Source organism: Sporosarcina sp. HYO08, assembly GCF_001563475.1.
Classification (GTDB): domain Bacteria; phylum Bacillota; class Bacilli; order Bacillales_A; family Planococcaceae; genus Sporosarcina.
The window spans coordinates 1-14,777 of the sequence record NZ_LPUT01000001.1 but is presented as its reverse complement, the minus strand read 5'-3'; the positions used below and the strand labels follow the sequence as shown (position 1 = coordinate 14,777).

The following is a 14,777-nucleotide window of genomic DNA, read 5'->3' as shown; positions in this document are numbered from 1 at the left end:
AACCTAACAAAGCGGATACACATGCAGACCCATTCTTATACCGATTTACGCTATATCTTACCCAACTCATCCAAAAAAGCAGGACGTCTTTTGTATGCAGTTTCCAATTCTTCCACCAATTGCGATTGCATTTCACTTCCCGCAACTTTCTGGAACCGTCTTAGCGCTTGGCATACTTCCTTATACCGACTTCGATTGGATGCAGCCTCTGCCATTATTTTGATATGTTCTTCAAATAAGTGAATCACTGTTTCTTCATGATCATCTAGTAAGTATTCCATATACTGTTCAATTGTCGATGGATTTTTGTGAACATAGTCCAATAAGGCATCTATATCCTTCTCAGCTTCTATCAATTGCAGATACATCCGATGATGGTTTATAGCTAATTCTTTTTTCAACTGTTCATATAAAGCAGTTTCATCACCTGCGGCAAGTTCCTTCAAATCCCAATAGTACTCAAAATTCCCCTCCTTCAAAAGCTCGCGTCCCATTTTGCTTTGTTCTTTTGAAGATTTCAATTGTTTATACGCTTCATATCGCCATTTTTTCCATCGCGTTAGCAAACCGCGATAGTCACGATCCTGTCGTTCACCTGCGAAGGCGAGCGCGATGACATTTTCATAATTTCCTTCATCCATTCCATGTTGCATTAGTCGTTCCCGAAATGATGAATATTTCACGTTGTCATGTAAAAACTGCAATGCTTCCTCAGTCGAGCCATGCGTTTCCATGATGTCATACATCAAATTCAAAATTCGTTCATTCGCATAATGATCGGTGCGCCGTTCGATAGAAGGCATGAGCCTTGTTTGCAATTCATTCATCAACACGCTCCGTAATTCTTCCGTCACCGCAAGCCTAACACATATATCCAGCAATTCAATTTCAAAGTCTTCAAAGTACTGTTCTTTCGTTAATTGAAGAATTTTGTCCAACAACATCTTTTGCTTCGTTGGGTCTGTCTGGACAGTCACAACATGATTCATCATTTCAATCGTCTGGTCAAGTAACCCGCCGATATCCCCATCAGAATCATCCGTATAATGAAGGGCTTCAATCGCTTCGCCCATTAATAATTCGGAAATTTCAATGGCAACGAGAGGATTTTCCAACGTCTCGATCTTATCCAGCAAAACAGACAATTCTTCCGCAAAATCGCCCGTATATCGATATGTAATATACCCTTCTTTCCCCTTATATCTTCGAACAATCGAATCAATCAGCCGTTTGCACTGGTACACTTCTTGTTCATCTTCAAGCTTTACATAACTAAAAATCAGTTTATCTCGTAATACTGGGTCACCGGCGGCTAACTCCACTAAAATTTCAACTAATTTTTCATGTGGTAAATTTTCGAGAACCACCTTTAACTCCGGCCTATTACTAGTCACTCTCAACCTCGCATCTTCAACTTGACCACTTCCCTCCAGCTGGTCAATTAATTCGTAATAGACTGCTACCTCATGCTTGCACACCGGGCCACCATCATACGGACACCCACAATCTGAGGAGAGGATATTCCCTTTTTCATCGATTTGAATGTAAATTACATACATATCTGTCCCCTCGACTAGTGCACGATATCTACCATCGCTAACATACACAAGATCGGCAATACTTCCCGATTCATAATAATCCAATCCGCGATCGACAATGATAGAATTCACTTCATCTTCAAAATGGTAAAGATTCATCACGCTTTCCCCTTTCTTCATTTTGCGTGTTTTCTTCTTCCACTAATCCCTCAGCATATGCTTCTTCCCACGAAATACCATAAGGCGCACCGCCCTCCGTATATCCTGCTATGAAAAAGAATTGCTCGTCCTGGCCGAATTCATCATCATACATCTCTTTTTTCGATTCCTTCCTTTTTTCTTCTTCATTCGAATCCTCCGTCGGTTATTCATGTTCTAAATGTTACCCGTGCTCGTCTGATCATTCGCGTATCATTAGGAAGATTAAACTTTTGTAATTCTATTATAATAGATATTCTTTCGCTTCACCCGCCCCATATAAAAAAAGAAAAAAGCGCCTTTCCCACAATTTCAATTAGTGGAAAAAGGCGCCGTTTCATCATTATTTTCAGGTACTTGTGCAAAGCAGATTTGTGACGATTCGGAAATTCGGATGAAAATACATTAAGAAAATTACCAAATCTCATTCTAAATAACCTATTATTCTCATTCATGCAATTACAGTTTATGATTAGAATGGCTTATCTCGCAGGCACCGCTCAATATCCCGCCAAGAAAAATTACCATGCGGACCTTTAACCGTTGTCGTAACAGCCCCGCAAGCACTTGCAATTTTCGCACAATCTTCATAGTCATACCCATGAATGAGCCCGGCAATGATACCGCCGGCGAAACTATCTCCGGCACCGGATGTATCCACTACTTCCACATCATAGGCAGGGATTTGGACTTCACCAGACTGCGTACACAATTTCATTCCGGCACGCCCATTTTTGATCATGACGACTTCAATTCCTTCATCAAAACACCATTGACTGAATGGTCTTTCAATCCCCAGTCTAGCCGTAATTTGATCCAGCTCATCTGTGTTCGGCGTGATTATTTTAGAAATCGACATCATCTTCAAAAGAATTTCCACCTCAATATGATCCACTAACGGACCTGGGTCAAAGAGGATTGTACATCCATTATTCTTCAATTCGTTTAATGTTTTTACGATCTGATGACTGTTTGACGGATCGAGCAAATAGTAGCCTGTCACATAAGCATATGCGGCTTCCTTCAATTGCTTATTCACCATAGTTGGCATAAAAACACTTTCAGCTCCCCGTCTGGAAAAGAAAGTTCGTTCTCCCGTTTCATCAAGTACCGTATAACAGTAACCCGTCGTACTAGCAGGCAATTTATGAATGCCAGAGGAGGGTAGATTTTTTTCTTGCAAGTAGCTTATGATCTTGTCCCCATTTTCATCAGCACCGACAGCCGAAATAAGACTCGGTGTGCACTGTAAGTTTTTCAATGTAAAAGCGACGTTTATTGCAGATCCACCGATCCTTTCGAATTCTTCTTTTATAAGAGTATCTTGACCCAGGGATGGATATTTCTCCACAACAATATAACGGTCTATAATAATGCCGCCGAAAATTAATACATGATTTTGGTCAGCCATTTTGATCACCTCTTATTGATTGATCGCCAATGTATCTATCGCATCCCAACGAATCCACACTTCCTCTCCAATCGAATAACTTTTCTCATTGGATCTATTTTGCTGCTGCACCGTAAATTCTTGCCCCGCAACGTCTACTAAGTACTCCGAAAAACTGCCTGTATACGTACAAAATTTAACAATTCCTTGAAGAGAATTTTCTTCTCTCATTGGAAACATATGTATTTTTTCGGGGCGAATGATTAATGTATAACTTTTCCCCACTTCCATTAGCTGCGTCGAAGGCAGTTGAAGAATAGCACCGTTGTTCATCTTCAATAGATACTGATCCACCCTTTTCTCAACGACCTGTCCGGTAAAGGTATTGGATTTACCCAAAAAATTTGCAACGAATTGGTTGACGGGTTTGTTATAAATATTTTTAGGTGTATCTATTTGTTCAATCTTTCCCTTACTCATTAATGCAATTTGATCGGACATCGTCATGGCTTCATCTTGGTCATGCGTAACAAATACAGTGGTGATCCCGCTCTTTTTTTGAATTTGGCGAAGTTCAACTTGCATCTCCATTCGAAGCTTTTTGTCCAATGCGCTTAAACTCTCATCTAACAGCAGTAATTTCGGTTGAATAATCATCGCCCTCGCTAAAGCGACACGTTGCTGTTGTCCACCGGAAAGCTGTTTCGGTGTGCGATGTTCAAATCCTTCAAGTTGAACCATATGAATGGCTTCTTTCACCGCGTTTTGAATATGACTTTTGCTCATTTTTCTTTGCTCTAGACCATAGGCAATATTTTGTTCCACTGTCATATGCGGGAAAAGTGCGTAACTTTGGAAGACAATACCCATATCTCTCTTATTTGGCGGTAAGTGATCGATGACGGTATTATTAATAGAAACGACGCCTTCATCAGCCTTCACTAACCCCGCGATAATACGTAAAATGGTTGTTTTCCCACAACCAGACGGACCTAGTAAAGAAAGAAACATTCCTTTTTCTAATTCAAACGATACATCCCTTAACACGTCGTTTCCGCCATACGTTTTCGTTAAGTTCTTAATAGATAAATAAGACATGAATTAATCCCCCTATTTAAATAGACTCTTCAATGAAGATCGCATAATGCTGACGAGCAGCAAAATAATTAGTATGGTACCCGTGATAATAATTGTAGATAATGCATTAATTTCAGGTGTAAAGCCGTATTTAATGGATGAATAAATTTCAACAGGCAACATCGTACCGCCTACCGGAAGTAAAAAGTAAGAGATAATGAAGTTATCGATCGAAATCATAAATGCAAGAAGCGCCCCAGCCAATAATGCAGGGTAAATCATCGGCAGCGTAATTCTTACAAAAGTCGTCCATCTACTCGCACCAAGCGTATTCGATGCTTCCTGAATCGAAAAGTCCATTTCTTGAAAACGCGCCTTAATGACAAGGACAGCGTAGGGGAAAGAAACGATGACATGTCCCATCACAAGTATAAAATAATTACGGGTTAACCCAAGTGCATTTAATAAAAGTAATAATGCTAAGCCTAAAATAATCCATGGGATTGTTAATGGCAATATAGACAACGAATTTAACATTTTACTCCATTTAGATCTGGATTTCACCATTGCGGAAACGAGCATCGTCGCCAGTATGACAGATACGATGGCGGTAATGCCCGCAACATAAATACTGTTCATCGCTCCGCTTATTAAATTGGTATTATTCGCAAGTTCTTTGTACCATTTCAAGCTAAACGAAAAAGGAAGCGTGCCATACTTCGACTCGTTGAAAGACATAAGAACTAAAATCATAATGGGCAAGTATAAAAAAGAGAATATCACCAGGGTATAGCCGCGAACAAATAGCTTCTTCATCATCCTTCTTCTACCCTTTCTCTATTGAATCTGTTCAATATCACAATCGACAGCACAACAATGAGTAACAAAATAACAGCGATCGCCGCTCCGAAATTCCATCCATGAATTTCAAAGAATTGGTCTTCAATAACTGTTCCAATCACCGAACCATTGACACCGCCTAAAATTCGCGGTTCAACGAATACACCCAAACTTGGAACGAATACTAAGATGCTTCCCGCGATAATCCCCGGTTTACTTAAAGGTAAAATGATCCGTCTAAATGTTTCCAGCGATGTAGCGCCCAAAGAATGAGATGCTTCTAATAGGGAATCATCCAACTTTTCTAAAGACATATAGATGGTGATGACCATAATTGGCAGAAATATATGGACCAATGACAGAATGACAGCGGTCTGCGTATACAATATATTCACAGGCATGCCGCCCAGGAAGAACTGTAAAACACCATCTTCGATTAATAAATTAAACCATGAATACGCTCTTAATAGTTGGCTTGTCCATAAAGGAATAACGAGGAGTACAAGCAGCATGTTTTTCCCTTTTTGAATCAATTTCGCAATGATATAGGCCAAGGGATAACCGATCAGTATACAAATGAGTGTGACAAGTAAACTTAAACGAATCGTTTTCCAAGTGAGTAATAAGTAGAAATCTTTGCTGAAAAACTTCGTGTAATTCTCCAATGTAAAAGCACCCGTATCAGATAATAAACTGAAATACACCATGATGAATAAGGGTGCAATGGCAAACAAAAATAATAACAGTACTGAAGGGCTAATTAACAAAATTTTTCTATTCATGATGTCCCTCCCCGTATAATTAATCAGTCCAAGACAAGTTAATGAAACCACATGAGCATTCGATGTAGTTTCATTAACATTTTTTATTGACGATAAGCAAAAAGCTTCGTTGCAATCGTTGTTAGGTTAACTCCATTGACTTCTTCTAGTATTTGCACATATTCACTAGGGATTCCTTCAATGCCAGAATAAGCCCCGCACAATCCGCCGGTCATCGCTCCAACCGTATCGCAATCTCCACCCAAATTCGCAGCAAGAATAGAAGCTTTCACAGCATCCCCTTTTGCATAATACGCGAGAGCAATTGCGACGGGTACGGATTCCGTTGTGTGAACACCCGAGCCTAAGACATAATACAATTGATCCATCAACTTTTCCTCATCTTTTTCTTCCTCAATCCATTTCAAGGCTAGTTTCAGTCTTTCTTTCGAGGACGGGCCATAAATGATATTGCCCCTTGTAAAACCTTCATCATAGGCAAGATAGGCTTTTTCTAATATACCGTCCCAATCATCTCCATCGATCGCCGCTGAAAGAGCCCCCGCTAACATCGCAGCACCTGCGATTGCGATATTTGTATTATGCGTTGCTAAACTTGCTTGCTCGACGTGATCGACTAATCGTTTGATATCATCTGATTTACTAATCATCCCAATTGGAGCAATTCGCATTGCCGCACCATTTGTATCTCCCGCCCCACCTGCTTCAGTTACAGGTGTTCCATTTTTTATTTTCATAAGCGCTACCTTTGAACTTGGCCCGAGAATACTATTTTTATCAAATAAATGTTGCTCTTCCACCCAGTCCAGTATGGCATACGCAATGGCTTCCGGTTTAACAACCCCGTCATTTTGAATCAATGATTCACATATTTTAAGCGCCTGCCCAGTATCATCTGTAAATGTCCCCGCTTTAAATCCTTTTACAATATGATGTTCGTCCGGTCCAGGTAAAAAACCGTCTATTTTTCCGAAATGCGCTTTCACTCTTTCACGCGGCCATAGCTGAGACGGCATCCCCATGGCGTCTCCTAATGCAACGCCTACGAGACTGCCAATGACTTTATTTTTCACCATTATTGATTCCTCCTTGATCTCTAATAAATAATCAGGGTTGTCCTAAAATGAAGAGCCAGGCACTTCTAGGACAGCCCTGATTGAATGGATCTTATCTTGCTTTTACCTCTTGCCAAAGATCATTCCAAGCCCTTTTTTCTTCGTCTGTATGGAAAGAAATAAAATGAAGTTTCTCCAATGTTTCTTTATCCATATTATTGTCAGTCAAAAATTGCGGATCGAGCTGGTCTAACGTCTCTCTATTCGCAGGCCCTAACCCATAATCTTTCGCCAAAGTTGTCTGCCACTCCGTACTAATCATAAAGTCGATAAATTGTTTAGCGATTTCCTTGTTTTTACTGTCTTTTACAATCGCCCACGTATCTACCCAGCCGATCGCACCTTCTTTTGGAACGATATACTTGAGCGGCTGCCCCTCTTTTGTCATATCAGAAGATTGACCACTCCAAGCGAGGGCAACGCTTATTTGTTCACTTGAAAATAATTGGGCAAATTCTTCACCCGTCTTCCAGTACGTTTTATTTAATTGTTTTTGATCTAATAAGGTTTGTTTGATCGCATCCAAGTCAGACGGATGATTCGGATCTTTTTCACCAAGCGCAATCGCAGCAATCATCACTGCATCATTAAAATCATCCCGTATGGCCAATTTCCCTTTATATTTCTCATCAAAAAGCACTTGGATTGAATCGATCTCTTCGTCAATGAGCTCAGTGTTATAGGCAATAGAAGTCGATCCCCAAACCCATGGAATTGCATAGACTTTCCCATCCAGAGACATTTCCGGTAATGTTGTAAGCTCTTCATTTAGATATTGATAATTTTCAAGCGTCGTCGTATCAATTTCCTCTAGTAAACCTTCTTCCATCGCAGTCACTAAAATGGAGGAGTTGGGCAGTACAACATCCAGCTCCGGCCCAACTGTACGCAATTGGGTCAGCAATTCCTCCTCGGAAGCCATATACTGATGTACGACTTCACAATTACAAATCGCCTCAAATTGTTCAATCGCTTCCTTACTATCCGATCCGTGATCTTTCCAGTTCACTACAACCAACTTCGGTTTGTCGCCATCAGCAGTTTTCTTATTGGCACAACCCGAAAACACAAAAATGACAGCTAAACTTAACAATAAGGTCATTATTTTTACTATTTTTTTGTTTTTCATCGTTTTTACCTTCCCTTATTCATTACTTTTTTCGTAACATCTTCAACGCTATATTCGGTCCATGTACCACTTCACTGCGAATAAAACCACTCCTTTATGAAAACTCATAATACTCCAATATTCCAAATTATACGCACAGGCGAATGCATGTACAAGTTTTTCAAAAATGAACTCCCAGAATAACTGAAAAAGTAAAAGGTGCCTGATCCCACAAATTTCAATTCGCGGGATCAGGCACCTTTTTCAAAACAACCTCATCTGCTCACTCGTCTGCGCACCATCTTCTAGTTGATAGCCCATACTTTTATAGCCGACAATTCGTTTCTCATACATTGTCTGTAGCATCGGAACTTGATGATCCACATAATCATAAACCCGTACTTCTTGCTTACTGTCGTAATACCGATGAAGGCGCCCGACGTATTGTTGTAAAGTTCCTTTCCATGAAATAGGCATTGTCAAAAACAATGTGTCGAGTCTCGCATCGTCAAAACCTTCTCCGATATATTTACCGGTTGCAATAACAAGCCGCTCTTCATCCTCGCCGATCGACACTAACCGTTCGAGTTCTCTTTTCCGATCCTTTTTCCCCATATTCCCTGCCAATACAACGATATTTTTAACAAAGCCTCGAAATTGTTCTTTCAAAATTTCCAAATGCTCCAAACGCTCCGTCAATATAATCGGTGAACGTCCTTCTTCCAAACAACCTAACACATCATTGAATATTTGCTCATTTCTTTTCGAATTAACAGCAAGATCCGCATAAATGTCATGAAAACTCGTTTTATTCGTACGAAAATTCGTTTTTCTTTCAACGAGCCTGTGGCGAAATGGACGAACTTGTGCCTGAGATTTCGCATCCACTGTATAGCGAATCGGCCCGCATTGCATGCGTATAATCGGATCCATGCCATCTTTTCGTTTAGGGGTAGCTGTCAATCCTAACACATATCGAGGTCGAATTTGTCTCAGCACTTTTTCAAACGTAACCGCAGAGATAATATGGCATTCGTCGACAATGACTTGTCCATATTGGGCAATAAATGATTTCAACCGTCCCCCATAATTTAAACTCTGGATCGTTGCGACATCGATTTTTCCAGTAATCTTCTGTTTCCCTCCGCCAATTTGCCCGATTTCCTCTGGTGAAACACCTAAAAACGTTGATAGCTGTTCCACCCATTGCTTCATTAATTGTGTGCGGTGTACGATAATGAGCGTATTGATCTTTCGCTCCGCAATGATTGCCGATGCAACGACCGTCTTTCCAAAACCTGTCGTTGCCGAAAGTGTGCCATGCTCCGTTTCCTTCAACACTTTTACAGCTTCCGCTTGCTGCATGGACAGTGTACCGTGAAAATCAGCAGCTATCTTTTCTCCTTCCCATTGATTGTTTTCTAGCGCTATTTCGATGGATTTCTGTTCAAGAAATGACGTGAACTCTTCTAAACAACCACGCGGCAAAACGAGTACACGCTCGTGATCCTCAGCACAATGAATCTTTCTTGGGATTCCTTGTGTAGAAAATCTTTTCGCTTGGGCCTTGTAAAATCCGGGATTATTAAAAGACACTAGGTCCATTATTTCAGAAAGCAACGAAGAGGGCATTCCTTCTTTTGGAATATGAATCCCATTTTTCAATTGCACGTTAATTGTTTTGGGCAATGCTTGTAGATCGGTTCCTTCATAGATGAATGGATCATTGCCCCTCAAAATAGCTGCCTCAATATCTTGTTCCGTCATTTTCAAAACCGTTGAAAGAAACATCCATTGATCTGGATACGGCCGAAATTGTTTATCCACAAATACGCTATTTCCATTTTGCCTTGGGATCTTTTGCAGCGGCAGCGCAATGAGATTGCCAAATCCCTCATGCAAGATCGCATCTTGATTTGGGAATAGGCGGTCAAACGAAGGTAGTCCAAATAGGTCGTGTTGTTCTTTCGTCTTTTTTAATAGAGCCGCGCCTAACTTTCTAGCTGTTGCAGCTACAATCGCTTTCGTAAAGAAAATCCAAACATGCGCACCGTCGCCGGAACGCGAACGCTCTATGGAACATGGAACTTTCAAACGTTCGCATGTCGCCGCGAAAGCCAGTACATCTTTCTGCCATTTGCCTTTATCAAAATCGACTGCTAAAAATGAGCAAAGATTCCCGTTTATTAAGGGATAGATTCCAATCGTTTTCCTACCGCTTAAATGATCAAATAAAGCCTGATCTTCAAGCGGCAGCAAGTGATTGACATGATCGCGCGCGGGTGCATAACCATGCCGCCCATTCTCCGCCTCCCACCGAATTGCATATCTATCCGTTCGACCTTTAAATAGTTCTTTGTAAAACTGAATTTTGTCTTGAGAAGAGGATCGGTTGGTTACTATATTGCCAGAAGCACATGTATGATCACGAGGCATCATTTCCGCCAACAAACCTTTTAAGTTCTCATTTTCTTTTCTTAATAGCTCAAGCTCCAACGCACTCTTCCCCTTTCCGCAGACTATTAACTAATAATTGCAATAGTTTACACTATTATTATAGCCATAGTCTTTGGATATTTTTCAAGAAAAATTCATGAGTGCCTGTAAGAAGTGCATTTATCCGAATCACCTAGTACACAAGGGGCCGCGATGACGTTGAACTTTCATTTTATATAGTTTAAAGTAGGCAATGAGATACTCAGCCCCTTCATTTCTTAATTTAAATAATAATCAAAATGTAAAAGGTAGTAATAGCCTAGGAGTGAAAATATGCTACAACCAGAAAGTAGAATAGCTTCCTTTTATACAAGAGAAAATAACATTAAATTCTGCATCAATATAGATTGTTCAATCACCTTGAATGATCATAATATAGATGAATTAATTACTGCAGGAGAGCGCCGTCCCTCCGATTACGCAATCATAAATACCTCAACGGGCGGCTTAAATATTAGATATAGTTTAGAGGATGATCAAAAGCAAAGTATCCTAGAGAAAATTGCTGCTATTACACAGAACGACGTGGATTATTGTATCGATCACGACGTCATCTCTCTTTCTGGACATATTTTAGTTGATTACTGTCAGAATAATCCTCAAGTTTTAATTGACCGCGGTTGGTCATCGGATGAGGTAAACTTGCTTGAAGAAGTAACATCTCTGCTTTGCAACATCCAAAAAGTTGAAAAAGCAGTTGTTAAATTTTTTAACGATGGTCAAAGTTCCAAAAAAATGAGTTATACAGTCACTGGCGAACATAATGGATACGAAGGTTCGATGGCAATCAGTTTCCAGTCGGAATTCAATCGGAATTCTGATACTAAAGAAACTATTCTAACCGTTACAATATTGGAAAGAAAAGTGAAAAACTAGGTATATTACGGCCTCTATTTGTGTACGTTGATAGTAAAAAGAATCCCTCCTTGCTATAAGACTTGATGTTGTTTAAAATATACATAAACGGTAATATAGATCATAAGGATAAAATTTCTTATTATTTACGGAGGAGGGCTTAGAATGGGAGTAACACTAGTGACAAACTCAAATATTGAATCATTGTTAAAAAAGTATGATTCTGTAAGAGAATGCTCATCTTGTTCCCACGGGTTTATGGTTCCTTCCCAAACAGTTTACAAAAAAGCATATGGTAATGTGACGTTGGAGATAGAAGGAGTGCCCATTTTTCAATGTCTAGATTGTAAAGAAATAACGTATGCTACCGGTTCATTAGTAAAAGCCATTAAAGAAGCGAAATTAAATTATGATACACTCGGAGAAGTTGTATACAAATACGAGTAAAGTGAAAGTAACTTCAGTGCGCCACCCACAAATAAATAGCACCCCAATTGTTAGACATGTTCTATCTAATTGGAGGTGCTTTTATTTGCCCAAAAATCCCCTAAAACAAACACAAACATGCCATGTGCCTAGATATTGCGATATCGTTTGCCAAATCTCTTTCAAACTTGTTCGGATATTTTCTCGCATAGGCACTTTTTCCGAATAAAATATTCATCAAAAACACCGTCAAGAGCTTCCACACTCCCGACGGTGTTTTGTTCGACCACCCTATTATGCTTCAACTGTCTGTTTTTCTAATCGTTCATTATACATTTCCGTATCCAATTCTCCAGTCACCCGCGCCGTTGTCACACCCGCCGTCATGGCACCGCTGACGTTTACAGCCGTACGTCCCATGTCAATGAGCGGCTCTACGGAGATGAGTAAACCAGCTAACACAACCGGTAAATCAAGTGCCGACAAGACAAGGATCGCCGCGAATGTCGCACCTCCGCCGACACCCGCAACGCCGAACGAGCTGATCGCCACGATGGCAATCAAGGTAATCAAAAATGTCGGCTCCAGCGGATTCTGACCAACAGTCGGTGCAATCATCACCGCGAGCATCGCTGGGTAAATACCAGCACAGCCGTTTTGCCCGATCGATAAACCAAATGATCCCGCAAAGTTTGCAATCCCTTCCGGTACACCGAGTCGATTCGTCTGGGCATCAATATTCAATGGCAGCGTTCCTGCACTTGACCGTGACGAGAACGCAAACAACAATGCTTCCCCAGCTTTTTTCACATATGTAACCGGATTTAAGCCAGATATCGTAATAATGATCAAATGAATGACAAACATGACGGCCAATGCAATATACGAAGCAACGACAAACTTCCCAAGACTATAAATCGCTCCGAAATCTGACGTCGCGACCGTGCGTGCGATAATCGCCAAAATCCCATAAGGCGTCAAACGAAGAACGATCCGAACAACACCCATAATGAGCGAATAAATCGCGTCAATTCCTTTTTTCACAGCAGCCGCATTTTCCTGATCTTTTCTCACGAGCGTAAGATACGCAAATCCGAGGAATGCCGCAAAGATCACGACTGCAATTGTTGATGTTGAACGTGCGCCTGTAAAGTCCAAAAACGGATTCGCAGGCAATAGATCGATCAACTGATCCGGCAACGCCTTCTCCGCAACCTCAGCAGAACGCTCTTCAATGGAAGCTCCGCGTGCCAATTCCGCTTCTCCTTGCACAATTTCTGACGCATCCAAACCGAAAAGAAGCGTCGCTGAAATCCCAACGACCGCAGCAATCGCCGTCGTTCCAACAAGAAGTCCTAAAATCAGTCCAGCCATTTTCCCGAAGTTCTTCCCAATCGTCACTTTCGTAAACGCCGCCAAGATCGAAATGAACACAAGCGGCATAACGATCATTTGGAGTAACTTCACATACCCGACCCCGATTAAATTAAACCAAGGCATCGACGCTGCCAATACCGCCGAGTCCGTCCCGTACGCAACGTTTAAGAGAAGTCCATACGCAATCCCAAACCCTAACCCCGTAAAAACCCGCTTTGAAAACGAAACTTTTTTCCGGTGCATGCCATAAAGGATTCCGACAAGCAGCAGTAAACCTGCGATATTTAACAGCAACAACAATGTATCCACTTTCTCATTCTCCTTTTGTTTTATCAGTTAAATACACCTTAATTCAATAATACCTATAAGTCAAGTAGGCTTTAGTAGAATAGAAATAGAATCGGCGGAATTGTGTGAGGCATCCATTTTTTTGAAGCAGCTCTTTTAAAAACAATGCATTCACTGAACCGTGTTTCGAAGACAGCAAATTGGATCAAAAAACAAACAACTCATCGCACTCGCTATTGGCGTACATGTCCATCACGAATATTGGATTGTCTATCATACAAAAGGATACCTGGATGCGGGTGCTACTGAGGAAGAAATGATGGAGGCAACTGGAGTGACTGCGGCTTTAGGCGGCGATTCTACTATGGGCCAAGGCATAACCATTTGGCAAGATGCACTCGAAGACTTTACGGGAACTGTTCAATAACAAAAGAACAGCCACTTGAATGAGGCGGCTGTTCTCTTGTTGTAATCATTTTACATTTTTCTTATCACGGTTCGCTTTTTTCGATTTAGCGTCCCGCTCTTTCCTGAAGTCCGGCTCCTCGCCGAATTCTGTGCCTAAATTAGGATTGGAGTAACGTGAATGCCGGTCGTTAACCGTGTCAATCTCTTCACTAGGTTTAAACAACAGACGAAGACATAGCAAGGCACTGATCCCAACAAGACCGTAGACCACCCTAGACAAAAATGCATCTTGACCACCAAATAAGGCCGCAACTAAATCAAACCGAAAAAATCCAATCAAACCCCAGTTAAGTCCCCCAATAATAACTAGCGCTAGCGCGATCCGTGAAAGCCCACTCATACATGAACGCCTCCTTCAATGAGAGTTTAATCGAATCCATAATTACCGTAAGCAGATTGGCGCATCGTCTTCACATCGGTCTTTCCAATGACTGAATAGGGATCGACACCTATCAAAATGACCTAACGATAATTGCGTTGATTCGCACTTATCTTTTACCAAAAATGCACTTTAATACATTTTTACTAACTTTGGGCGGAAGTCTTCTTCCTTGACGATTGCTTGCGCAACACCAATTTTGACGTTTCAATAAGCGGTAGAAATATACACGGTAGAAACCGCAGAATTTCGTAACAATCGTTTTTTCATTCTGGTTTATGCAATTGTATTGTATTGCCTGAACAATGTCTTACACAGCGTTTAATGTGAAATAAGTCAAACGCGAAGTTAAACGATTTTTGGCCGCACGAAACCAAAGCCTCATAATGGTATTTTTTGGAAACTCAACAATCACAGAACACTCTATATAGGTGTCTTTC

At 40.9% G+C, this 14,777-nt stretch carries 14 protein-coding genes; 3 read left to right on the top strand and 11 right to left on the bottom strand.

The window, feature by feature from the left end; all coding sequences use genetic code 11:
* Nucleotides 1–50: 50 nt before the first annotated feature.
* The 9 genes from AU377_RS00065 to AU377_RS00030 all read right to left on the bottom strand — a co-directional run bounded on the left by AU377_RS00065 (nucleotide 51) and on the right by AU377_RS00030 (nucleotide 10,544).
* Nucleotides 51–1,697: an SWIM zinc finger domain-containing protein gene (locus AU377_RS00065; RefSeq protein ID WP_067402255.1), complete on the bottom strand. Its 1,647-nt coding sequence runs from the start codon at nucleotides 1,695–1,697 to the stop codon at nucleotides 51–53.
* A complete protein-coding gene (locus tag AU377_RS15400; RefSeq protein WP_156450338.1) occupies nucleotides 1,678–1,851 on the bottom strand; it encodes a hypothetical protein in 174 nt (57 codons plus the stop codon). Before AU377_RS15400 ends, AU377_RS00065 begins: the two co-directional genes overlap by 20 nt.
* 357 nt (nucleotides 1,852–2,208) lie before the next feature.
* A complete protein-coding gene (locus tag AU377_RS00060) occupies nucleotides 2,209–3,147 on the bottom strand; it encodes a carbohydrate kinase family protein (RefSeq protein ID WP_067402250.1) in 939 nt (312 codons plus the stop codon).
* Nucleotides 3,148–3,159: 12 nt separating this feature from the next.
* Entirely contained in the window at nucleotides 3,160–4,224 is a 1,065-nt protein-coding gene (locus AU377_RS00055) for an ABC transporter ATP-binding protein (RefSeq protein ID WP_067402247.1), read from the bottom strand.
* A 12-nt stretch (nucleotides 4,225–4,236) separates the two neighbouring features.
* Nucleotides 4,237–5,022 (bottom strand): ABC transporter permease, encoded by a 786-nt coding sequence (locus AU377_RS00050; RefSeq protein WP_067402244.1) that lies wholly within the window; start codon nucleotides 5,020–5,022, stop codon nucleotides 4,237–4,239.
* Nucleotides 5,019–5,825 carry an ABC transporter permease gene (locus AU377_RS00045; RefSeq protein WP_067402238.1) on the bottom strand — a complete coding sequence of 269 codons (807 nt, stop codon included), beginning with the start codon at nucleotides 5,823–5,825 and terminating at the stop codon, nucleotides 5,019–5,021. Before AU377_RS00045 ends, AU377_RS00050 begins: the two co-directional genes overlap by 4 nt.
* An 83-nt stretch (nucleotides 5,826–5,908) precedes the next feature.
* Complete coding sequence (locus AU377_RS00040; RefSeq protein ID WP_067402235.1) at nucleotides 5,909–6,901, bottom strand: ADP-ribosylglycohydrolase family protein; 993 nt, start codon at nucleotides 6,899–6,901, stop codon at nucleotides 5,909–5,911.
* A gap of 91 nt (nucleotides 6,902–6,992) precedes the next feature.
* Nucleotides 6,993–8,069: a PotD/PotF family extracellular solute-binding protein gene (locus AU377_RS00035; protein ID WP_067402231.1), complete on the bottom strand. Its 1,077-nt coding sequence runs from the start codon at nucleotides 8,067–8,069 to the stop codon at nucleotides 6,993–6,995.
* Between the two features lie 243 nt (nucleotides 8,070–8,312).
* On the bottom strand, nucleotides 8,313–10,544 hold the full coding sequence (locus tag AU377_RS00030; protein ID WP_067402228.1) for a DEAD/DEAH box helicase: 2,232 nt from the start codon (nucleotides 10,542–10,544) through the stop codon (nucleotides 8,313–8,315).
* Between the two features lie 273 nt (nucleotides 10,545–10,817).
* Here AU377_RS00030 and AU377_RS00025 point away from each other — a divergent pair, with 273 nt between their 5' ends.
* Nucleotides 10,818–11,420, top strand: coding sequence for a hypothetical protein (locus AU377_RS00025; protein WP_067402224.1), 603 nt, complete (start codon nucleotides 10,818–10,820; stop codon nucleotides 11,418–11,420).
* Between the two features lie 144 nt (nucleotides 11,421–11,564).
* Nucleotides 11,565–11,846 (top strand): YgiT-type zinc finger protein, encoded by a 282-nt coding sequence (locus AU377_RS00020; RefSeq protein ID WP_067402218.1) that lies wholly within the window; start codon nucleotides 11,565–11,567, stop codon nucleotides 11,844–11,846.
* 273 nt (nucleotides 11,847–12,119) lie between these two features.
* On the opposite strand, the gene AU377_RS00015 is transcribed toward AU377_RS00020, so the two are convergent.
* Nucleotides 12,120–13,511, bottom strand: coding sequence for an L-cystine transporter (locus AU377_RS00015; RefSeq protein ID WP_067402216.1), 1,392 nt, complete (start codon nucleotides 13,509–13,511; stop codon nucleotides 12,120–12,122).
* 160 nt (nucleotides 13,512–13,671) lie between these two features.
* On the opposite strand from AU377_RS00015, the gene AU377_RS00010 reads away from it, so the two are divergent.
* On the top strand, nucleotides 13,672–13,917 hold the full coding sequence (locus tag AU377_RS00010; protein ID WP_067402213.1) for a carboxymuconolactone decarboxylase family protein: 246 nt from the start codon (nucleotides 13,672–13,674) through the stop codon (nucleotides 13,915–13,917).
* Nucleotides 13,918–13,962: 45 nt separating this feature from the next.
* On the opposite strand, the gene AU377_RS00005 is transcribed toward AU377_RS00010, so the two are convergent.
* A complete protein-coding gene (locus tag AU377_RS00005) occupies nucleotides 13,963–14,298 on the bottom strand; it encodes a DUF378 domain-containing protein (RefSeq protein ID WP_067402209.1) in 336 nt (111 codons plus the stop codon).
* Nucleotides 14,299–14,777 lie beyond the last annotated feature (479 nt).